The organism is Actinomadura sp. WMMA1423, from assembly GCF_006547145.1.
GTDB lineage: Bacteria > Actinomycetota > Actinomycetes > Streptosporangiales > Streptosporangiaceae > Spirillospora.
Genome location: NZ_CP041244.1, coordinates 2,247,215 through 2,265,910, shown reverse-complemented (window position 1 = coordinate 2,265,910; position 18,696 = coordinate 2,247,215). Strand labels below are relative to the sequence as shown.

At 72.8% G+C, this 18,696-nt stretch carries 19 protein-coding genes and 1 tRNA gene; 9 read left to right on the top strand and 11 right to left on the bottom strand.

Annotated elements, in window-relative coordinates:
- Positions 1–3: 3 nt before the first annotated feature.
- Both FKD65_RS10495 and FKD65_RS10490 read right to left on the bottom strand, forming a co-directional pair.
- A complete protein-coding gene (locus FKD65_RS10495) occupies positions 4–837 on the bottom strand; it encodes a siderophore-interacting protein (protein WP_141577268.1) in 834 nt (277 codons plus the stop codon).
- Between the two features lie 10 nt (positions 838–847).
- Positions 848–1,876, bottom strand: a complete 1,029-nt coding sequence (locus FKD65_RS10490) for an ABC transporter substrate-binding protein (protein WP_141577267.1) — start codon at positions 1,874–1,876, stop codon at positions 848–850.
- 86 nt (positions 1,877–1,962) lie between these two features.
- On the opposite strand from FKD65_RS10490, the gene FKD65_RS10485 reads away from it, so the two are divergent.
- The 5 genes from FKD65_RS10485 (at position 1,963) to FKD65_RS10465 (ending at position 6,909) form a co-directional block, all read left to right on the top strand.
- The gene (locus tag FKD65_RS10485; RefSeq protein ID WP_240810312.1) at positions 1,963–3,060 is read left to right on the top strand and encodes an iron ABC transporter permease; all 1,098 of its coding nucleotides are present in this window, start codon (positions 1,963–1,965) and stop codon (positions 3,058–3,060) included.
- On the top strand, positions 3,057–4,103 hold the full coding sequence (locus FKD65_RS10480; protein WP_141577266.1) for an iron chelate uptake ABC transporter family permease subunit: 1,047 nt from the start codon (positions 3,057–3,059) through the stop codon (positions 4,101–4,103). Before FKD65_RS10485 ends, FKD65_RS10480 begins: the two co-directional genes overlap by 4 nt.
- A complete protein-coding gene (locus FKD65_RS10475; RefSeq protein ID WP_141577265.1) occupies positions 4,103–4,912 on the top strand; it encodes an ABC transporter ATP-binding protein in 810 nt (269 codons plus the stop codon). The genes FKD65_RS10480 and FKD65_RS10475 overlap by 1 nt, the downstream gene beginning before the upstream one ends.
- 90 nt (positions 4,913–5,002) lie before the next feature.
- Positions 5,003–6,472 carry an MFS transporter gene (locus tag FKD65_RS10470; protein ID WP_141577264.1) on the top strand — a complete coding sequence of 490 codons (1,470 nt, stop codon included), beginning with the start codon at positions 5,003–5,005 and terminating at the stop codon, positions 6,470–6,472.
- Entirely contained in the window at positions 6,469–6,909 is a 441-nt protein-coding gene (locus tag FKD65_RS10465) for a MarR family winged helix-turn-helix transcriptional regulator (RefSeq protein ID WP_141577263.1), read from the top strand. The genes FKD65_RS10470 and FKD65_RS10465 overlap by 4 nt, the downstream gene beginning before the upstream one ends.
- A gap of 26 nt (positions 6,910–6,935) precedes the next feature.
- Here the strand turns inward: FKD65_RS10465 and FKD65_RS10460 are convergent, their stop codons facing one another.
- Genes FKD65_RS10460 through FKD65_RS10440 form a run of 5 tightly spaced genes read right to left on the bottom strand, consistent with a single transcriptional unit; the run spans position 6,936 to position 11,841 of the window.
- Positions 6,936–8,216, bottom strand: a complete 1,281-nt coding sequence (locus tag FKD65_RS10460; protein WP_205718625.1) for an ABC transporter substrate-binding protein — start codon at positions 8,214–8,216, stop codon at positions 6,936–6,938.
- Entirely contained in the window at positions 8,213–9,313 is a 1,101-nt protein-coding gene (locus tag FKD65_RS10455; protein WP_141577262.1) for a branched-chain amino acid ABC transporter permease, read from the bottom strand. Before FKD65_RS10455 ends, FKD65_RS10460 begins: the two co-directional genes overlap by 4 nt.
- Positions 9,306–10,196, bottom strand: coding sequence for a branched-chain amino acid ABC transporter permease (locus tag FKD65_RS10450; RefSeq protein ID WP_141577261.1), 891 nt, complete (start codon positions 10,194–10,196; stop codon positions 9,306–9,308). The genes FKD65_RS10455 and FKD65_RS10450 overlap by 8 nt, the downstream gene beginning before the upstream one ends.
- Entirely contained in the window at positions 10,193–11,044 is an 852-nt protein-coding gene (locus tag FKD65_RS10445) for an ABC transporter ATP-binding protein (RefSeq protein ID WP_141577260.1), read from the bottom strand. Before FKD65_RS10445 ends, FKD65_RS10450 begins: the two co-directional genes overlap by 4 nt.
- On the bottom strand, positions 11,041–11,841 hold the full coding sequence (locus FKD65_RS10440; RefSeq protein WP_141577259.1) for an ABC transporter ATP-binding protein: 801 nt from the start codon (positions 11,839–11,841) through the stop codon (positions 11,041–11,043). Before FKD65_RS10440 ends, FKD65_RS10445 begins: the two co-directional genes overlap by 4 nt.
- Before the next feature lie 184 nt (positions 11,842–12,025).
- Between FKD65_RS10440 and FKD65_RS10435 the strand changes: the two genes are divergently transcribed.
- The gene (locus tag FKD65_RS10435) at positions 12,026–12,772 is read left to right on the top strand and encodes a hypothetical protein (protein WP_141577258.1); all 747 of its coding nucleotides are present in this window, start codon (positions 12,026–12,028) and stop codon (positions 12,770–12,772) included.
- Here the strand turns inward: FKD65_RS10435 and FKD65_RS10430 are convergent.
- Both FKD65_RS10430 and FKD65_RS10425 read right to left on the bottom strand, forming a co-directional pair.
- Positions 12,765–13,055, bottom strand: coding sequence for an MTH1187 family thiamine-binding protein (locus tag FKD65_RS10430; RefSeq protein WP_141577257.1), 291 nt, complete (start codon positions 13,053–13,055; stop codon positions 12,765–12,767). The genes FKD65_RS10435 and FKD65_RS10430 overlap by 8 nt on opposite strands.
- A gap of 17 nt (positions 13,056–13,072) precedes the next feature.
- The gene (locus FKD65_RS10425) at positions 13,073–13,465 is read right to left on the bottom strand and encodes a hypothetical protein (protein WP_141577256.1); all 393 of its coding nucleotides are present in this window, start codon (positions 13,463–13,465) and stop codon (positions 13,073–13,075) included.
- A gap of 63 nt (positions 13,466–13,528) precedes the next feature.
- Between FKD65_RS10425 and FKD65_RS10420 the strand changes: the two genes are divergently transcribed.
- The 3 genes from FKD65_RS10420 to FKD65_RS10410 all read left to right on the top strand — a co-directional run bounded on the left by FKD65_RS10420 (position 13,529) and on the right by FKD65_RS10410 (position 17,665).
- Entirely contained in the window at positions 13,529–14,299 is a 771-nt protein-coding gene (locus FKD65_RS10420) for an enoyl-CoA hydratase-related protein (RefSeq protein ID WP_141577255.1), read from the top strand.
- Between the two features lie 778 nt (positions 14,300–15,077).
- Positions 15,078–16,379, top strand: a complete 1,302-nt coding sequence (locus FKD65_RS10415; protein WP_205718624.1) for an MFS transporter — start codon at positions 15,078–15,080, stop codon at positions 16,377–16,379.
- An 86-nt stretch (positions 16,380–16,465) separates the two neighbouring features.
- A complete protein-coding gene (locus FKD65_RS10410) occupies positions 16,466–17,665 on the top strand; it encodes an NAD(P)/FAD-dependent oxidoreductase (RefSeq protein ID WP_205718623.1) in 1,200 nt (399 codons plus the stop codon).
- An 84-nt stretch (positions 17,666–17,749) separates the two neighbouring features.
- On the opposite strand, the gene FKD65_RS10405 is transcribed toward FKD65_RS10410, so the two are convergent.
- Positions 17,750–18,340: a TetR/AcrR family transcriptional regulator gene (locus FKD65_RS10405; protein ID WP_141577254.1), complete on the bottom strand. Its 591-nt coding sequence runs from the start codon at positions 18,338–18,340 to the stop codon at positions 17,750–17,752.
- 175 nt (positions 18,341–18,515) lie between these two features.
- Positions 18,516–18,589, bottom strand: a tRNA-Ile gene (locus tag FKD65_RS10400).
- Between the last annotated feature and the right edge of the window lie 107 nt (positions 18,590–18,696).

Sequence of the window (18,696 nt, the reverse complement as noted above, 5' to 3'; positions counted from 1 at the left end):
CGCTCACTCCTCGGTGGCGGGGCTGCCGCCGGCGACGACCTCGGCGAGCAGGTCCTCCTCGGTGGCGCCGCGCCTCCAGTAGCCGGTGAAGGTGACCGCGCGGCGGTCGAGCCCGCGCTCGTTCACCAGGTGCCGGCGCAGCGCCTTGACCGCGGCGGACTCGCCCGCGATCCACGCGTAGGCGCCGGCCGGGACCTCCGCCGCGCGCACGGCCTCCAGGAGGCCGCCGGGGGAGACCCAGTCGACCCGCGCGGCGGACGCGGTGGGCAGGTCCTGCCGGTCGCCGGGATGCGGGACCTCGATCCACACCTGCGCGGGCGTCCCGGCGGGCAGCCACGCGAGGTTCCCGGCGATGGCGGGCAGCGCGGTCAGGTCGCCCGCCATCACGACGGGGGCGCCGGGCGGCGGCCGGAAGTCGTAGCCGCCGTTGTCGGGGCCGGTCGGGCCGAGGACGGTGACGCGGTCGCCCGCGCCCGCCGCCGCGGCCCAGCGGGCGGCCGGTCCCGACGCGCCGTCCATGTGCAGCGCGAAGTCCACGTCGAGCTCGCCGGGGCGCTTGTCGCGGACGGTGTAGGACCGCATGATGCCGCGCTCGGCCGGGTCCAGCGCCCGCCAGTCGGCGAACCACGTGTCGTCGCCGCGGCCGCGCGGCATCACGGGGGCGTCCTGGTGCGGGTGCGGCAAGAAGATCTTGAAGCGCTGGTCGCGCCCCGCGGTGACGAAGCCGTCCACCGACTCGCCCCCGAAGGTCACGCGCACCATGGACGGGCCGAGCCGCTCGGACCGCAGGACGCGCAGGTCGAAGAAGGCGTACGGGTGCGCCGGGGTCCTCGCCATCGCAGGCCTCTCAGACCGTCTTCTTCGCGGACCGGATGGACGCGGCGAGCGCCTCGACGACCGGCGCGCAGCCCTCGTAGGAGAAGCGCGGCTCGGCCTGCCAGGCGATGACCTGGCCCGCCTTCACCGCGGGCAGGTCCTTCCAGGACGGCTTGGAGCCGAGGTCCTTCGGCTGGAGCGCCTGCGTGCGGGAGTCGAGCAGGATGACGTCGGCCTTGTACTTGTCGGCGTTCTCCCAGCTCAGCTCCTCGAAGTAGCCGTCCTTGCCCGGCTTCTCCGGGACGATCAGTTCGACGCCGAGCTCCTTGAAGTAGATGAGGTCGGTGTTCTTGGCCGGGCTGGAGGCGTAGAAGAGGTCGGGGCTCGCTGACGCCGCCAGCACCTTCAGCCCGGGCTTGGCCCTGGCCGCCGCGCGCAGCGACTCGGCCGCCTTCTCGAACCGGGCCTTGGCGGCGGTCACCTTCGCCGACCTCAGGTCCGCGCCGAGCGCCGCGGCGAGCGCGGCGGTCCGCTCGATCGGCTTCGGCAGCGGGACGGCGCCCGTGGAGATGCCGGCGGAGGCCGCCAGCGCGAAGATCTTGTCCTTGCTCTCGGCCGGGACGTAGAACAGCTCGCCCGGCACGAACATGTTGTCGACGAGCAGCTCGGGGCGCAGCGCGGCGTACTTCTCGATGTTGAACTCGCCGTAGGCGTTGCCGATGATCTGCAGGCGGTCGACGGGCAGGTTCCCGGCCTGCGGGTCGGGCCTGCCGTCGGCGAGCTTCGTCGGGCCGTACACGCCGACGAGCTGCCGGTCCACGCCGAAGTCGTAGAGGGCGGCCGCGGCGCCGACGTACGCCACGACCCGCTGCGGGCGCGCCTTGAGCCGGATCCGCGTGCCGCGGTCGTCGGTGAACGTCCAGGCGCCGCCGCCCGGCGAGGCCGTCCCGCCCGCGTCGTCACCCCCTCCGCAGGCGCTGATGAGCGCCCCGAGCGCGAGCGCGCCGCCCGTGCCGAGCAGGCCGCGGCGGGTGAGGTGATGGGCCCCGATGTTAGACATTTCCGACGTTCTCCCAAATCAAGGTGCACGGCCGGATGGTCGGCCGATGGGAGCTTAGGTTAACCTAACCTAAGATCTTGTCCAGAGTGGGGACCGTCACGGTGGTCCCCGGCCGTCCCCCCGGAGCCCGCCACGTGTTGTCGACGAAGCCGCCGCCGGCCGCGCCGCCCGCGGAGCCGGTGCCCGCGCGGCGCCCGCCGGGCGCGCGGTGGGCCGCCGGACTCGCCGTCGCCCTGCTGCTCCTGCTCGCCTCCGTCGTACTGAGCCTCGGTGTCGGCGCGAAGCCGCTCTTGCCGGGCGAGGTCTGGGACGGGCTGCTGCACGCCGACTCGCCCGCGTACACGCTCGTCCGCGAGATGCGCCTGCCGCGCACCCTCCTCGGGCTGCTCGCGGGGACGGCGCTCGGCCTCGCCGGCGCGGTCATGCAGTCGCTCACCCGCAACCCGCTCGCCGACCCCGGCATCCTCGGCATCAACGCGGGCGCCGCCGCCGCGGTCGTGTCGGCCATCTCCTTCCTCGGCGTCACCTCGTTCACCGGGTTCGTCTGGTTCGCGTTCGCCGGCGCCGGGGCCGTCGCCGCGCTGCTCTACGCGGTCGGCGGCGGCCGGGCCGCCACCCCCGCCCGGCTCGCCCTCGCCGGGGCGGCGCTGAACGCCGCGCTCTACTCCTACGTGAACGCGGTGCAGCTGCTCGACACGGCGTCCCTCGACCGAATGCGCTTCTGGACGATCGGGTCGCTCGCCGCCGCGCAGGGCTACACCGTCGTCCGCGTCGCGCCGTTCGTCCTGGCCGGGCTGGTGGCGGCGCTGCTGCTGGCGCGCCCGCTGAACGCGATGGCGATGGGCGAGGACGCGGCCCGCGCGCTCGGCGCCCGCCCCGCGCGCGTCCGGATCGCCGCGATCGTCACCGTCACCCTGCTGTGCGGCGCGGCGACGGCGGCGTGCGGGCCGATCGTCTTCGTCGGGCTGATGGTGCCGCACCTCGTCCGCGCCCTGACCGGCCCCGACCTGCGCCGGCTGGTCCCGTACTGCGCGGTGCTCTCGCCCGCCCTGATGCTCGCCGCCGACGTCCTCGGCCGCGTGGTCGTGCGCCCCTCGGAGCTCCAGGTCGGGGTCGTGATGGTCGTCGCGGGCGGGCCGGTGTTCCTCTACTTCGTCCGGCGGCCGAGGAGGTCGCTCTCATGACCAGGGGGCCGCACTTCGCCGTCGTCCGGACGCCGGGAGCCTCGTTCCGGTTCCGGCCGCGCGCCCTGGCCGTCGCGGGGGCCTGCCTCGCCGTCGCGCTCGGGACGGGCGTGCTGCTCATCGGCAGCGGCGACTTCCCGATGAGCCCGGCCGACGTCGTCCGGACGCTGGCCGGGCGGGGCTCGCCCGCCGACTCGATCATCGTGAACGAGATCCGGCTGCCGCGGGTGGCGGCCGGGCTGGCGGTCGGCGCGGCGCTCGGGCTGGCCGGCGCGATCTTCCAGTCGCTGGTCCGCAACCCGCTCGGCAGCCCCGACATCCTCGGCTTCACCCAGGGCGCCGCCACCGGCGTCCTCGCTGTGATCGTGCTGACCGGCGCCGGCAGCCTCGCGGTCGCGGCCGGCGCGGCGGGCGGCGGCCTGCTCACCGGCCTCGCCGTCTACGCGGTCGCCGGACGGCGCGGCGCGCACGGGCAGCGGCTCATCCTCGTCGGCATCGGCGTCGCCGCGATCCTCACCGGCGTCAACGGCTACCTGATCACCCAGGCGCAGATCACCGACGCGGCCCGCGCCGTGCTGTGGCTGACCGGCAGCCTGGACGGCCGCGACTGGGCGGACGCGGCGCCCGTCATCGCGGCGCTCGCGGTGCTCGGCCCGCTCGTCCTCGCCGGGTGCGGGCGGGCGCTGCGGATGCTGGAGATGGGCGACGACGCGGCGCACGGGCTCGGCGTCCCCATCGAGCGGGTCCGGCTGCTGCTGCTCGCCGCGGCCGTGCTGCTGACCGCGCTCGCCGCGGCCGCGGCCGGGCCGGTCTCGTTCGTCGCGCTGACGGCGCCGCAGCTCGCCCGCCGCCTCACCCGCACGACCGGCCCGAACCTGCTCGCGGCGGCGTGCATGGGCGCCGCGCTGCTGGTGGCCGCCGACTGGGCGGCGCAGCGCGGATTCCCCGGCCACCAGCTCCCGGTCGGTGTGGTGACCGGGCTGCTCGGCGGCGGGTACCTGGTCTGGCTCCTCGTGACCGAACGCAAGACGGGACGGATGTGATGAAGGACGCGACCGCGCGGCTCGCCGGCACCGGGCTCACCCTCGGCTACGACAAGCGCACCATCGCCGAGGACCTCGACGTGGCGGTCCCGGAGGGCTCGTTCACGGTGATCGTGGGCCCGAACGCCTGCGGGAAGTCGACGCTGCTGCGGGCACTGGCGCGGATCCTCAAGCCCTCGGCCGGGACGGTCGTGCTCGACGGGCGGCCCATCGCCGACTGGCCCGCCAAGAGGCTGGCGCGGACGCTCGGGCTGCTGCCGCAGTCGTCCATCGCGCCGGAGGGCATCACGGTCGCCGACCTCGTCTCGCGCGGCCGGTACCCGCACCAGAGCCTGCTGCGGCAGTGGTCGAGGGAGGACGAGCGGGTCGTCGCCGAGTCGATGGCCGCGACGGGGGTCGGGGACCTCGCCGACCGGCACGTGGACGAGCTGTCGGGCGGGCAGCGCCAGCGCGTCTGGATCGCCATGGTGCTCGCCCAGCAGACGCCGCTGCTGCTCCTGGACGAGCCGACGACCTTCCTGGACATCGCGCACCAGATCGAGGTCCTCGACCTGTGCGCGCGGCTGCACGAGGAGGGCCGGACGGTCGTCGCCGTCCTGCATGACCTCAATCACGCCGCCCGCTACGCCACGCACATGATCGCGATGCGGGACGGCCGGATCGCGGCCGAGGGCGACCCGTCCGCCGTCGTCACCTCCGAGCTGGTGGAACGGGTCTTCCGGCTGCCCTGCCGGGTGATCGAGTGCCCGGAGACCGGGACCCCGCTGGTCGTCCCCGCCGCCCGCGCCCGCATCGCCGCGCCGAACTGAGGCGCCCGCGGGCGGGCCCCGCCGGACGGGACACCCCGGGAATCGTTGTAGCCTTCTAATGGTTGTATGGCTATAACGATTGGAGGCGGCGTGCCCGAACTGAGCCCCCGGCGCCGGCTTGCGGTGCTGGCCATCTGCTGTCTGAGCCTCCTCATCGTCAGCCTGGACAACACCATCCTCAACGTCGCGCTCCCGTCGCTGCAGCGCGACTTCGGCAGTTCGCTGTCGGGGCTCCAGTGGACGATCGACGCGTACCTGATCGTCCTGGCGTCCCTGCTGATCCTGTCCGGCTCGACCGCCGACCGGATCGGGCGGCGCCGCGTCTTCCAGACCGGGCTCGCCCTGTTCTCCGCCGGGTCGGTGCTGTGCAGCCTCGCGCCGTCCCTCGGCCTGCTCGTCGCGGCCCGTGTCGTGCAGGCGGTCGGCGGGTCCATGCTCAACCCGGTCGCGATGTCGATCATCACGAACGTGTTCACCGGCCCGCGCGAGCGGGCCCGGGCCATCGGCGTCTGGGGCGGTGTCGTCGGGCTCAGCATGGCGATGGGGCCCCTCGTCGGCGGGCTGCTGGTCGACTCGGTCGGCTGGCGGTCGATCTTCTGGCTGAACGTGCCGATCGGGCTGGCCGCGCTCGTGCTGACCGCCCTGTTCGTGCCCGAGTCGCGCGCCCCGCGCCCGCGCCGCCCCGATCCGCTCGGCCAGGCGTTCATGATCCTGCTGCTCGGCACGCTGACCTACGCGATCATCGAGGCGCCCGGCCGGGGCCTGGCCGACCCGCTGGTCTACGGCGCCGCGCTCGTCGCCGCCGCGTCCCTCGCCGGGTTCGTCGTGCACGCCCTTCGCGCCCCCGAACCGCTGATCGACCTGCGCTTCTTCCGCAGCGTCCCGTTCTCCGGCGCGACCGTCATCGCCGTCAGCGGGTTCGCGGCGCTCGGCGGGTTCCTCTTCCTCAACACCCTCTACCTGCAGAACGTGCGCGGGATGTCGGCGCTGCACGCGGGCCTGTTCCTGCTGCCGATGGCGGCGATGACCGCGGTGTCGGCCCCGCTGTCGGGACGGCTCGTCGGCGGCCGGGGCCCGCGGCTCCCGCTCCAGATCGCGGGGGCGGCGATGCTCGCGAGCACCCTGCTGTTCGCCGCGTTCGACGCCGAGACGCGCGACGGCACGCTGCTGGCCGCGTACGTGCTGTTCGGGCTCGGGTTCGGCATGGTCAACTCGCCGATCACCAACACCGCCGTGTCGGGGATGCCGCGCGCCCAGGCGGGCGTCGCCGCGGCCGTCGCCTCCACCAGCCGGCAGATCGGCCAGGCGCTCGGCGTCGCGGTCATCGGCGCCGTGCTGGCGGCAGGGACGTCCGCCGCGGGCGCCGCCGCGCCGGCCTTCGTCTCCGCCGCCCGTCCGGCATACTGGGTCCTCGCGGGGTGCGCCGCCGCCGTCCTGGTGCTGGGCACGGCCACCACGGGCCGGCGGGCCGCCCGCAGCGCCGCGCGCACGGCCGACCTGTTCGGCGCCGGCGAGCCGGCGCCGGACGCACGCGATGTGACGGGAGCCAGTGCGCGATGACCGAGCCCGCTGTCCAGCACGCCGAGACCGCCGCGCGGGCGTGGCACAACCTGCGGGTCCTGCTGCTCGAGCGCGGCGACCGGCGCCGCGAGGTCACCGAGGCGCTCGGCATGAGCTTCTTCCGGGTCAAGGCGCTGCGCCACATCGCCGCCGCGTCCGAGCCGCTGACGCTGCGCGGCCTCGCCGAGCTGCTTCTCACCGACCGCCCCTACGTCACCTTGGTGGTGGACGACCTGGTCGGGCGGGGCCTGGTCGAGCGGACCGAGAACCCCGCCGACCGCCGCTCCAAGATCGTGACCGCGACGGAGGCGGGGCGGGCCGCCGCGGCGGAGGCCGAGCGGATCCTGGACACCCCGCCCCCCTCGCTCTACGACCTCCCGGCCGAGGATCTCGCCGTCCTCGACCGGGTCGCGGCCCGTCTCGTCTCCGAAGGCTGACCGGGGGCCGGATCCGCCCCGGGTCCTCAGGAGCCCGCGGGGACCTTGTAGGTCTCGGCGGCCTCCGACTCCATGGGCTGCCGCTCGACGACCAGGCCGCCGAGGGCCTTGGCGTCGGTCCGCAGGATGTAGGTCTTGCGGGTGCCGGGCTCGTCCACCTTCGAGAAGTCCATGGGAGTTCCGTAGCCGCCGTCGTGGGCGGTGGTGGAGCGGTGCGCGTTGATCAGGCCCTCGCGGGTGAGGTCCTTGGCCGCGCACGCCTTCTTCAGCGCGTCCGCGAAGATCACCGCGCCCGTGTAGCCGTTGACGACCGCGCTGTCGCGCGGTTGTCCCGGGTACTTCCTGCCGTAGTCGTCCGCCAGCTTCCTGATCGGCGCCAGGTCGGAGGAGATGGGCGCCCCGGCGCTGGCCAGGTAGAAGTCCTTGAGCAGGGCGGGCGCCGCGGCGGTCTGCAGGAGCTGCGGCGAGAACCCCGAGTTGCTCGCCACGATCGGCGCCGTCATGCCCTTGGCGCGGGCGAGGCCCGCCAGCGACGCAGACTGCCGCGGCCCGGCGCTCATGAGGATCGCCTTGACGCCCGCGCTCTTCAGCGCCGCGACCTGGGCGGACATGTCGTTGTCGGTCGCCTTGATCTTCTGCTCGACCAGGGTCAGGCCGAGCTCGCCCGCCGCGTACTTGGACCCGGCGAGCGCGCTCTCGCCGTAGTCGCCCTCGAAGTACACGTGCCCGACCTTGTCGCCCTTCGCGATGCCCTTCTCCCGGGTCAGGAAGTCCAGCGCGTTGATCATGTCGATGTCGTAGGTGGTCCCGGTGACCTGGATGGACCTGCTGCCGAGCAGCGTCGTCGACCAGGCGTTCGGGATGACGAGCATCTTGTCGGCGGTGATGCGCCCCTTGAGGGCCGTCACCATCGGCGAGCCGACGAACTGGGCGAGGCCGATGACGCTCGACTGCATCTCGCTGTACCCGGCGACGGCCTTCTGCACGTCGTAGCCGTGGTCGCGGACGACCAGCTCGATCTTGCGGCCGCAGACGCCGCCCTGGGCGTTCAGCTGCTCGAAGTACATCTGCTGCGCCTGGGTGAGGCTCTTGCCGAGCGGCGCGTACACGCCGGTCAGGTCGGTCTCCGCGCCGACGCGGATCGTGTCGTCGGTGACTCCGGGGCCGGTCCTGACGCCGTCCTCGCCCGTGCCGCCCGACCCGCCGGACGCCTTGCCGCTGCAGCCCGCCGCCATGGCCAGCGGCAGCGCCGCGGCCAGTGCCGCCGCGACGAGCCGGGCCGCGCAGGGCCTTGTCATGCGTTTCATACCGGTTGCTCCTCTTGCTCGAATCGGGTGAGGGGACGGGCGGCCCGGCGCCGGACCGCTGCGGCGCGCAGCCGCGTCCAGGCCCCGGTCAGGCCGCCGGGCAGGAACAGCACGACGGCGACGACGGCGGCGCCGTAGAGGATCCGGGCGGCCTCGGCGGGGGAGACGCCGCCCGAGCCCGGCGCGGCGACGAGCGGCAGGTCGTCGCCGAAGCGGGTGAGGAGCTGGGGCAGGACGGAGACGAACACCGCGCCCGCGACGGCCCCGGCCGCGCTGCCGAGCCCGCCGATGACGATCATGGCGAGGTAGTCCAGGGACAGGAAGACGCCGAAGTAGTCGGGCACGGTCCGCCGGAACGCCAGCGCCAGCAGCGCCCCGGCCGCGCCCGCGTACATCGACGACAGCACGAACACGCCGGCCCGGTAGCGCGCCACCGGGACGCCCATCACCGCCGCCGCGGTCTCGTGGTCGCGGATGGTGTTCATGGCCCGTCCCGGGCGGCCGCGCAGGATGCCGCGCGCGATCCACACGGCGGGGACGAGCAGCGCGACGGCGAGGAACCACAGCCGCTCCAGCGCGCCCAGCGGCACGGCGAACACCACCAGTCCGGGCGCGTCGTCGAAGCGGAACCCGGCGATCTCCAGCGGCGGGACGTCCCGCCCGTTGAACCCGCCGGTGACGCTCTCGGCGTTGAACAGCAGGTGCTGCCCGATGAAGATCAGCGCGAGGGAGGCGATGCCGAGGTAGGTGCCGCGCAGCCGCCCGGCGATGGGGCTGAACAGCCCGCCCGCGACGCCCGCGAGGACGACCGCGCCGGCGAACGCCAGCGGGGTCGGCAGCCCGAGCCCGGCCAGCCGCGGCCCGGAGTCCGACGCCAGGTAGACGTACCCGTACGCGCCGACCGCCAGGAAGAAGGCGTGCCCCATCGACAGCTGCCCGGTGGCGCCGGTCAGCAGGTTCAGGCCGATCGCGCCGACCGCCGCCGACATCGCGAACAGGCCCGTCTGGAGCCAGAACGCGTCCAGGTAGAAGGGCAGGGCGAGCAGGACGAGGGTGCCCGCGGCGGCGGCCGCCAGGCGGATCCGGAGGTCAGACACGCGACAGCTCCCTCGTCCCGAACAGCCCGGCGGGGCGGACGAGCAGCACCGCGAGCATCACCAGGAACGGCGCCACGTCGCCGATGCCGCGCCCGAGGAACGCGAGGTCGCCCTGGTAGCCGGTCACCAGCGACTCGGTGAGCCCCACGGCGAGGCCGCCGACGAGCGCGCCCGTCGTGGAGTCCAGGCCGCCGAGGATCGCGGCCGGGAACGCCTTCATCGCGGCGAACGAGGTGGCCCGGTCCAGGCCCGGGGTGGGGAACACGGTCAGGAACAGCGCCGCCACCGCCGCGAGCGCGCCCGCGACCGCCCACGCGGCGAGCGAGACGCGGGTCAGCCGGACGCCCATGAGCGCGGCCGTCTCGCCGTCCTCGGCCGCCGCCCGCATCGCCACGCCCCACGGCGTGAAGCGGAACGCCAGCAGGAACGCGCCGATCAGGACGGCCGCGGTCACGAAGGCGGCGATGCGCGTCTGCGCGATGCCGACGCCCCCGACGTGGACGATCCGGTCGCCCCACGGATCGCCCAGCGACAGGACCTGCGTGCCGATCTCGCGGGTCAGCGCCGTGGTCAACACGATGTCGACGCCGATCGTGACGATCGCCAGCACCGAGTGGTCCTCGACCCGGGCGCGCCGCAGCACCAGCAGCTCCACCAGCGCCCCCGCGGCGGCCGCCGCGGCGACGCCCGCGCCGAGCGCCGGCAGGAACCCGATGTCGTCGTGCAGCACGGCCGTGACGTAGCCGCCCGCGAGCAGCAGCGACGCGTGCGCGAAGTTGACCACCTCGGTGGCCTTGAAGATGATCACGAAGCCGAGGGCGATCAGCGCGTACACCGATCCCGCCGAGACCCCGTTGACCACCAGCTCGATGAACGTGCTCAAGGATTTCCCTCCGAATCGGGGGCGGCCGCGGGCTCGTGCGCGGCGCCGAGATAGGCGCGGAGCACGGCCGGGTCGCGTTGCACCCGCGCGGGCGTGCCGCCCGCGATGCGCCTGCCGAAGTCCAGGACCGTGACCTCGTCGGCCAGCCGCATGACCATCCCCATGTCGTGCTCGACCAGCAGGACCGACAGGCCGAGGTCGGCGCGGGCGCGGGAGACGACCCCGGCCATTCGCCGCCGCTCCGCTCCGTTCATCCCGGCCACCGGCTCGTCCAGGAGCAGCAGCCGGGGTTCCATGGCGAGCGCGCGGGCCAGCTCGACCCGCTTGCGCACGCCGTAGGGCAGCAGCCCGACGGGCGCCGCCAGGTGCTCGCCGACGCCGACGAACCCGGCGATGTCGCGGACCCGGGCCCGGTGCCGGGCGTCCTCGCGGCGCGCCCAGGGCATCCGCAGGCCCGCCGAAACGAACCCGGCCCGGGTGAGGCGGTGCCGCCCGAGCATCAGGTTGTCCTCGACGGACAGGTGCCGCGACAGCGCGATGTTCTGGAACGTCCGGGCGACGCCGAGGGCCGCGATCCGGTGCGGCGGCAGCGCGGTCAGCTCCGCGCCCGCGAACCGCACGCTGCCCCCGCTCGCCCGGTAGACGCCGGACAGGACGTTGAAGCACGTCGACTTGCCCGCGCCGTTCGGCCCGATGATCGCGTGGATGCTGCCGGGCGCGACGGTGAAGCCCACCCCGTCCAGCGCCGTCAGCCCCGCGAACCGCACCGTCAGCCCGCTGACGCGCAGCTCGCCCGCGTCCGGCCCGGCCGTTTCGGATCCGCCCGCCTCCGATCCGCCCCCGCTCATCCGGCGGACCACCGCTCCAGCGAGGGGCCGTCCTCACGGCCGGGCGCGCCCGCGTCCTCGCCGCCGACGCCGAGGTAGCGGCGCCTCACCTCGTCGCTCGCCGCCAGCTCCGCCGACGGGCCGTGCAGCGTCACCGCGCCGACCTCCAGCACGTGCGCCGAGGACGACAGCTCCAGCGCCAGCGCCGCGTTCTGCTCGATCAGCAGGATCGCGGTGCCCTGCAGGTTGATCTCCCGGACGGTCTCGGCGATCCGCTCGGCCATCAGCGGCGCGAGGCCGAGCGTCGGCTCGTCCAGCAGCAGGACGGCCGGGCACGCCATGAGCGCCCGCCCGATCGCGAGCATCTGCTGCTCGCCGCCCGACAGCAGCCCGGCGCGCTGGCGCGCCCGCTCCGCCAGCAGCGGGAACAGCTTGAGCACCCGCGCGCGGGCCTTGGCCGCGTCGGACCGGCTCGGCGCGCCGAGCGCGCCCGCCCGCAGGTTCTCCTCGACGCTGAGCCGGCCGAACACCCTCCGGCCCTCCGGTACCTGCACCACCCCGGCCGCGACGACGGTGGCGGGGTGCAGCCCCACGAGGGGCCGCGCGCCGAGTTTCACCGTGCCCGCGTCCACCGCGCCGCGGTGGAACGGCAGCGTGCCCGAGATCGCGCGGAGCAGCGTCGTCTTGCCGGCCCCGTTCGCGCCGAGGACGGCCGTGACCGATCCCGCCGGGACGTCCAGCGAGACCTCGCGCAGGGCCCGCACCGCCCGCCCGTAGCTCACCGACAGCCCACGGACCGCGAGGGTCCCGTTCGCCATGCGCCCCTCCAGAAGACTCGTGTGACCGGCACCCCAGCACGGGGCCCCGACCTGCGTCCACGGGCCGCGGGCAAGACGTGGCGGGCGTCCAATCGAACATCGTTCGGGTTGTGCGGGGAGCACAGTGCGGGCCGATTCGGGCGGATGTTCGTCCTTCCGGGGGCCCAGGCGCGTATGACCCGTCATGAGGCAGACGGCACGGAACCGTTCGCGGCGGCCCGCCGCTCTCGCCGGCGCGCTCGCGCTGGCCGCCGCGCTCACGGGAGCCTGCGAGTTCGACCCCGCCCAGGTGGGCGCGTCCCGGCCCGCCGCGCAGGGCGCCCCGGCCGCGTCCGGCGCGCCCGCCGCGCGGACCCCCGCCAGGATCGACGAGGCCGAGTTCAAGGAGGACATGGAGTCCGCGGTGACGATCACCGACGACTACTGGCGGCGGCACTGGGACCGCCTGTTCACCGGCGAGTACGGCTCACCCCGGGTCGCCGGCCTCTACGACGGCCGCGACCCCGCCTCGGCGCCGGTGTGCGGCCGCGAGCGGCTCGAACCCGACAACGCGGCCTACTGCCCGGCCGGGGACTTCGTCGCCTGGGACGCCCACCTGATGCGGTCGGGGTACGCGCGCGGCGACGCGTGGGTCTACCTGGTGATCTCCCACGAGTGGGGCCACGCGATCCAGAACCGGCTCCGCCGCGGGCTGGTGTCGCCCGCCGCCGAGCTCCAGGCCGACTGCCTCGCGGGCGCGGTCCTCTACGGGTCGTCCGACGACGGGACGCTGAAGTTCGAGGACGGCGACGAGCAGGAGCTCGTGGAGGCCTTCAAGGTCATCGGCGACAAGGCGCCGTGGACCAAGCCCGGCGACCACGGCTCGGCCGTGCAGCGGCTGCGCAGCTTCTCGCGCGGCGGCGAGAACGGCGTGCGGGCCTGCTTCACCTGAGGCGGCGCTCCACCGACTCGACCTTGGCGTCGAGCGCGCCGGTCACGCCGGGCCGGATGTCGGCCTTGACGACGAGGCTCACCCGCGGCGCGCGGGCGGCGACCGCGTCGGTGGCGGCCTTCACCACGGCCATGACCTCGTCCCACTCGCCCTCGATCGTGGTGAACATGGCGTCGGTCCGGTTGGGCAGGCCGCTCGCCCGCACCACCCGGACCGCCTCGGCGACGAGCTCGCCGACCTCCTCGCCCGCGCCGAGCGGGGTGACCGAGAACGCGACGAGCATCGCGCACCTCCCGAGATCTAGGGCTGGACGACCTGCCGTACCACGATCTCATCCAGCCGCCGCTCGACGACCACCCCCACCGGCCAGTCGCGCACGAGGCAGCGCAGCAGCGCCGCCTCGTGCTCGGCGAAGGAGGCGTCGCAGCCCTGCTGCTCCAGGCTGGAGCGGATCGCCAGCACGTAGTCGGCGTCGGTGAAACCGGGGACCTCGCGGACCATCGCGGTGGTCGTGGCGCGGTGGGAGTTGAGCCCCGCGAACGAGCGGCCGCACCCGCAGCCGCCGTCGGGGTCGTCGCGGTCGCGGGCGCAGACCGTGCCGATGTGGACCAGCTCGCCTTCGATGCACCAGTCGAAGTCGTTGCCGCGGAATCCCTGGCTGGAGTTGGTGGCGGTGAGAAGTTTCAAGGCCATGCCCCCCTCGGCTCGTGGACGCCCGCCCACCGTACGACGAGGGTCTGACGTAACGTCGGAAGCATGAGCGACGACGACGTCCTGCTGCACCGCGACGGTCCCTTCACCACGATCACGATGAACCGGCCGCGCCGCCGCAACGCGCTCTCCCGCGCCTTCCTCGTCCGGCTCACCGAGGCGTTCCGGGAGGCCGGGGCCACCGACGCCCGCGGGCTCGTCCTCGCCGCGAACGGTCCCGTCTTCTCCGCCGGGCACGACTTCGCCGACATGGCCGGGGCGTCCCACGCCGACGTCCGCGACCTGCTGCGGGTGTGCACCGAGCTGATGCGGACGATCCAGTCCGTCCCGCAGGTGGTGGTGGCGCGGGTGCACGGCCTCGCGACCGCCGCCGGCTGCCAGCTCGTGGCGAGCTGCGACCTGGCCGTCGCCGCGCGGAGCGCGGGCTTCGCCGCGCCCGGCGGGAAGGGCGGGTGGTTCTGCCACACGCCCCTGGTGGCGATCTCCCGCAACGTCGGCCGCAAGCGCGCCGCCGAGATGGCCCTCACCGGCGAGGTCGTCGACGCCGCCACGGCCGCCGAGTGGGGCCTGATCAACTACGCGGTGCCGGACGAGGAGCTCGACAAGGCCGTCCACGACCTCCTGCGGCGCGCCACCCAGGGCAGTCCGCGCAGCAAGGCCCTCGGCAAGCAGGCGATGTACGCCCAGTTCGACCGTCCCGAGCAGGACGCCTACGCCTACGCGGTCGAGGTCATGGCCGCCTCCAGCCAGACCCCGGAGGCGCAGGAGGGCATGACGGCGTTCCTGGAGAAGCGCCACCCGGACTGGCCCGCTTAGCCTCGTGCTCTTCCCCGGCGGGGGGAGCCGCAATATCCCCTGCGAATTCCGCCAGTCATCATGGCGAACAATCATGAACTCGCCGCTTGACATCCAGAGCCGCATCCTGCAAACCCTGAATTAGGCCGCGCTCGACGAGCTTGCGGTTCAGTCTGACGACAGGCCGTTCGGCAGCGCCCACCGTGAATACGCCGCGAGCCGCGGAGCTGGCCTTACTCGCCGTGGCCCGCAATATCGGCCCATGCGCGCAACCCCTCTCAAAGGAATGCCGAGTTGCGCCAGAGCACGGCTGGAGCGGTGGTTGCGGGCGTCGGTCTCACAATTCGACACGGGCGACGCCGAGGGTGGCGAACGCACACGCCGGCGGCAGCGATATCGCTTCGGTTCTGATGCCGGTGCCCTGCGCCGAAGCGGCCTGACCCGGCGACCCGTATCGCGAGCACCTGCGGGCCGTCGCGTCTCCGATCCCACCGCCGTGGCGCCTCCCGTGAAAGATCGTCATCGCGGGCCGCCGCAGGCGGCGGCTCCAGGGTCGCCTCGCTCGGCCTTCACCGCCGGAGTCGTTCCGTGAGATATAACAGCATCGGTATAGGTATAAGGAAATTTGTTATTTGACCATCATACCGCCAGGTCGCACACTTGCTCACACATCAAGATCGGTCACAAGCGAAAAGGGGCGGACTGCCAGTCCACGGCGTCGGAAACTCGAAGGGAACAGGTCATGGTCGGTAACAGCGGCCCGGGCGAATCCACGAACACACCCCCCACTCTGAAGCGTGTGGCCATCGCCAGCATGGTCGGCACCACCCTGGAGTGGTACGACTTCTATCTCTACGGCACCGCGGCGGCGCTGGTCTTCGGCAAAGAGATCTTCTCGTCTCTCAGCCCCGTGTCCGGAACGCTTGCCGCATTCGCGACATTCGCGGTCGGATTCTTCGCCCGGCCCTTCGGAGGAATCATCTTCGGCCATTTCGGCGACCGGGTGGGCCGGAAGAACATCCTCGTCATCTCGCTGGTGACGATGGGGCTGGCCTCGACCTTGATCGGGCTGCTTCCCACCTACCATTCCATCGGCATCTGGGCGCCGATCCTGCTGGTGACCCTGCGACTCGTCCAAGGGATCGCCCTCGGCGGGGAGAGCAGTGGCGCGGTCCTCATGTCCGTGGAGCACGCGCCGAAGGGGCGCAGCAACCTTTTCGGCGGGCTCCCGCAGATGGGAGTGCCGGCCGGGCTCGTACTGGCCAATCTCGCCTACCTCGCAGCCACCTCGTTCTCGTCCGATGAGGCGTTCGTGGCGTGGGTCTGGCGGGTGCCGTTCATCGCGAGCACGATCCTCGTGCTCGTCGGACTGTTCGTCCGACTGCGAATCACCGAGTCACCGAGTTTCGTGGACGCGCGCGACCGGGACGAGATCGTCCGGGTGCCCGCGGTGGTCGCCCTCAGGACGGAGTGGCCGAAGATCATCGCCACGACCCTCATGGTCATGGCCGCCGCGACCTGTTCCTACGTCTTCACCGTCTTCTCGTTGTCGTACGGCTCGACCACTCTGGGGCTCGAGCGTCAGTCGCTCCTCGTGGGCATCACCCTCGGCAGCGTGGCGTGGCTGCTCTCCATCCCCTTCTGGTCGCGAGTCGCGGATCGCTACGGCCGCCGCCGGGTCTTCCTGTTCGGCTCCGTCGTGCTGCTGGTCGCGGCCGCCGCATACTTCCCCGTATTCGATGTCGGCACGATCGGCGCCGCCGCCGCGGCGTTCGCGTGCATGGCCCTGTCCACCCCCATCTCCCATGCCCTTCAGGGCAGCATCATGGCCGATGTCTTCCCGACGGCGACGCGCTATTCGGGCATGGGAATCATTCTCGGACTCGGTTCGCTGATCGGCGGGACGGCTCCCCTGATCGCCACTGCCCTGTTCGCCATCGAGAACACGACGCGCCTGGTCAGCCTCTATCTCGTCGGTATCTGTGCGATCAGCGTGGTCGCCGCGCTGGTCCTGTTCCGGCTGGCGCCGAAGATCGATGGGGGACAGCACCTCGGCGTCCCGGTTCCGCCGCTGGCGAAGGAGACCGAATCCGCCGCTTGACCCCCGTCGCGCTGTGCCTGGCGGTCAGCGGAGGCCAAGCCCGCACAGTGCCGCGAACGGCCCTCCCAAGGAAAGGAACGATCATTGTGGACCTGCTCGTCATCGGTGGCGGTTTCGCTGGAGTGTGGAGCGCGGCAGCCGCGGCCAAGGTACGCAAGGAGACAGGCTCGAAGCTGGACATCACGCTCATAGCGCCCGGTGATGATCTGGTCATCCGACCGCGACTGTACGAGGCCGACCCGGCCAGGATGCGAGTGCCGCTGAACCGCATCCTGGAGCCGATCGGGGTGCGGCACGTGAAGGCCACCGTGACCGGTCTCGACGTGGCCGGTGGTCTGGTCACGGCGGCCGATCGAGACGGAGGGCGACAGAGGCTCGGGTACGAGCGACTGGTGCTGGCCGCCGGCAGCCGGTTGCGCCCGGCCGGGGTTCCCGGGGCCGAACGGATCCACGACGTCGACACCATCGAGAGCGCGGCCCGTCTGGACGAGCACCTGCGAGGCTTGCCCGAAGGCCCGGGCCGCCTTACCGCGGTGGTCGTCGGAGCCGGTTTCACCGGACTCGAGGTGGCCACCGAGCTCGTCGGGCGGCTGGCTGCGCATTCGACCGGACCAGCTGATCGTCCACGAGTGGTCCTGGTCGAACTGGCCGATGAGGTCGGCCCGGACCTCGGCGCCGGCCCCCGCTCGGTCATCGTCTCCGCACTCGAACGATTGGGGATCGAGGTGAGGCTCGGGCAGAGCATCGCTTCGGTCGAGCCAGGCCTCGTGTCGTTCACGGACGGCGACCAGATCGCGGCGGACACCGTCGTCTGGACGGCCGGGATGCAGGCCAGTCCCCTCACGGCGGAGGTCCCAGGGCGGCGCGACAGGCTTGGCCGCCTCTACGTGAACGAGCACCTCCAGGTCCCGGAAGCTCCAGAGATCCTCGCGGCGGGCGATACCGCCGCCGCCGTCGCCGAGCCGGGCCAGTTGGTGCTGCAGTCCTGCCAGCACGCGATCCCGCTGGGAAAGTTCGCCGGTCACAACGCCGCTGCCGACCTGCTCGGCCTTCCGCTCGCACCCTTCGCCCCGGCGCCCTATGCCACCTGCGTCGACCTCGGCGCTGCCGGCGCGGTGCTCACAAGCGGCTGGGAGCGAACCGTCCAGAGCACCGGCGAGGTCGCCAAGAAGCGCAAGATCACCACGAATCGGGAACGCATCTACCCCCCGCTCGATGACGCCGAGGAGATCATGCGGGTGGCCGACTACCGGGTCGGCGTCCGGCCTCCTGGGGCCCGCATCTAGGCGTACGAGCGGCCCGAGTCCCGCCATGTCGGTGGGGGCCGAAGAGTCACCACCGGCATGGCGCCCGATGTGGGCGGCCGGACTTCAGACCACGAGGTGGCGGGCGAGCTGATGGAGATGCGCGCGAAATCTCTTCAAAGTGGCCGGATCGGTGGGTTCGTGGCGGACCGCGGAGGTGTCAACGATCCCTTTCTGGGAGAAAGCGAGGATGGTATAGGTGAGTGTGCGCATCACCATCCCGGCATCCAGATCATCGGCGATGGCCTTGCGTACCATTTCTATGGTCCGGCCGAGTTCGGGACCGCCGAACATGGTGTCCAGTCCGGGGATGTCATCGGCGTCGGACAGCCAACGCTGCATCCACAAGGCCCCGAGCTCGGGGGTCTCCATGCACAGATCCAGGTATTCGTCCAGCAGCCGGGTCAGGCCGTTCAGGTCCGGAGTGTAGACGGCATCGAGTGCTCGAATACGCTCGATGCGCCGCCGGTGGGCGCGACGCAGGACCGCCATGTAGATGTCGCGCTTACCGCCGTACCGTTCGGTCACCACCGCGAGATCGATGCCGGACGCCTCGGCGATCATCGTGTTGGTGACCGAGTCGTAGCCGAGGCCGCTGAGCAGCTTCGCAGCCACATTGAGCAGTTGTTCGGTGCCCGGCTCATCGATGTTGGTCATGATGCTCCCCTCGCAGATCGGCGGGCTCCACGTCCCATGGTAGGGGAGTTTTCGCAGGTCACTCGGTGGTCCGGCTTTTCCAGAGCGCGTCATCTTGCCTGCGGCCGGGCGCCGCGCACCGTCCGGCCGCGCACGGCCAGGTCGGTCGCCGGCGGATGTGGCGCTGCCGGGTAGGTAGGGCGGGCGGGACTCGAACCCGCGACCGGGAGATTATGAGTCTCCTGCTCTGACCAGCTGAGCTACCGCCCCGAGGCGTCCCCCGCACCGTCCGGGGCGTCCGCCGGCTGCAATCCTAGCGGCGGGCGTTTCACGGCGGCCACCGCGAACCGCGATCTCCTACCTGAGAGGGATGTCAC

Excerpts from the sequence above, each read along its gene's own strand:
- FKD65_RS10495 (WP_141577268.1), bottom strand. The coding sequence starts at position 837 with ATGGCGAGGACCCCGGCGCACCCGTACGCCTTCTTCGACCTGCGCGTC.
- FKD65_RS10490 (WP_141577267.1), bottom strand. The coding sequence starts at position 1,876 with ATGTCTAACATCGGGGCCCATCACCTCACCCGCCGCGGCCTGCTCGGC.
- FKD65_RS10480 (WP_141577266.1), top strand. The coding sequence starts at position 3,057 with ATGACCAGGGGGCCGCACTTCGCCGTCGTCCGGACGCCGGGAGCCTCG.
- FKD65_RS10475 (WP_141577265.1), top strand. The coding sequence starts at position 4,103 with ATGAAGGACGCGACCGCGCGGCTCGCCGGCACCGGGCTCACCCTCGGC.
- FKD65_RS10465 (WP_141577263.1), top strand. The coding sequence starts at position 6,469 with ATGACCGAGCCCGCTGTCCAGCACGCCGAGACCGCCGCGCGGGCGTGG.
- FKD65_RS10460 (WP_205718625.1), bottom strand. The coding sequence starts at position 8,216 with ATGAAACGCATGACAAGGCCCTGCGCGGCCCGGCTCGTCGCGGCGGCA.
- FKD65_RS10445 (WP_141577260.1), bottom strand. The coding sequence starts at position 11,044 with ATGAGCGGGGGCGGATCGGAGGCGGGCGGATCCGAAACGGCCGGGCCG.
- FKD65_RS10440 (WP_141577259.1), bottom strand. The coding sequence starts at position 11,841 with ATGGCGAACGGGACCCTCGCGGTCCGTGGGCTGTCGGTGAGCTACGGG.
- FKD65_RS10435 (WP_141577258.1), top strand. The coding sequence starts at position 12,026 with ATGAGGCAGACGGCACGGAACCGTTCGCGGCGGCCCGCCGCTCTCGCC.
- FKD65_RS10430 (WP_141577257.1), bottom strand. The coding sequence starts at position 13,055 with ATGCTCGTCGCGTTCTCGGTCACCCCGCTCGGCGCGGGCGAGGAGGTC.
- FKD65_RS10425 (WP_141577256.1), bottom strand. The coding sequence starts at position 13,465 with ATGGCCTTGAAACTTCTCACCGCCACCAACTCCAGCCAGGGATTCCGC.
- FKD65_RS10420 (WP_141577255.1), top strand. The coding sequence starts at position 13,529 with ATGAGCGACGACGACGTCCTGCTGCACCGCGACGGTCCCTTCACCACG.
- FKD65_RS10405 (WP_141577254.1), bottom strand. The coding sequence starts at position 18,340 with ATGACCAACATCGATGAGCCGGGCACCGAACAACTGCTCAATGTGGCT.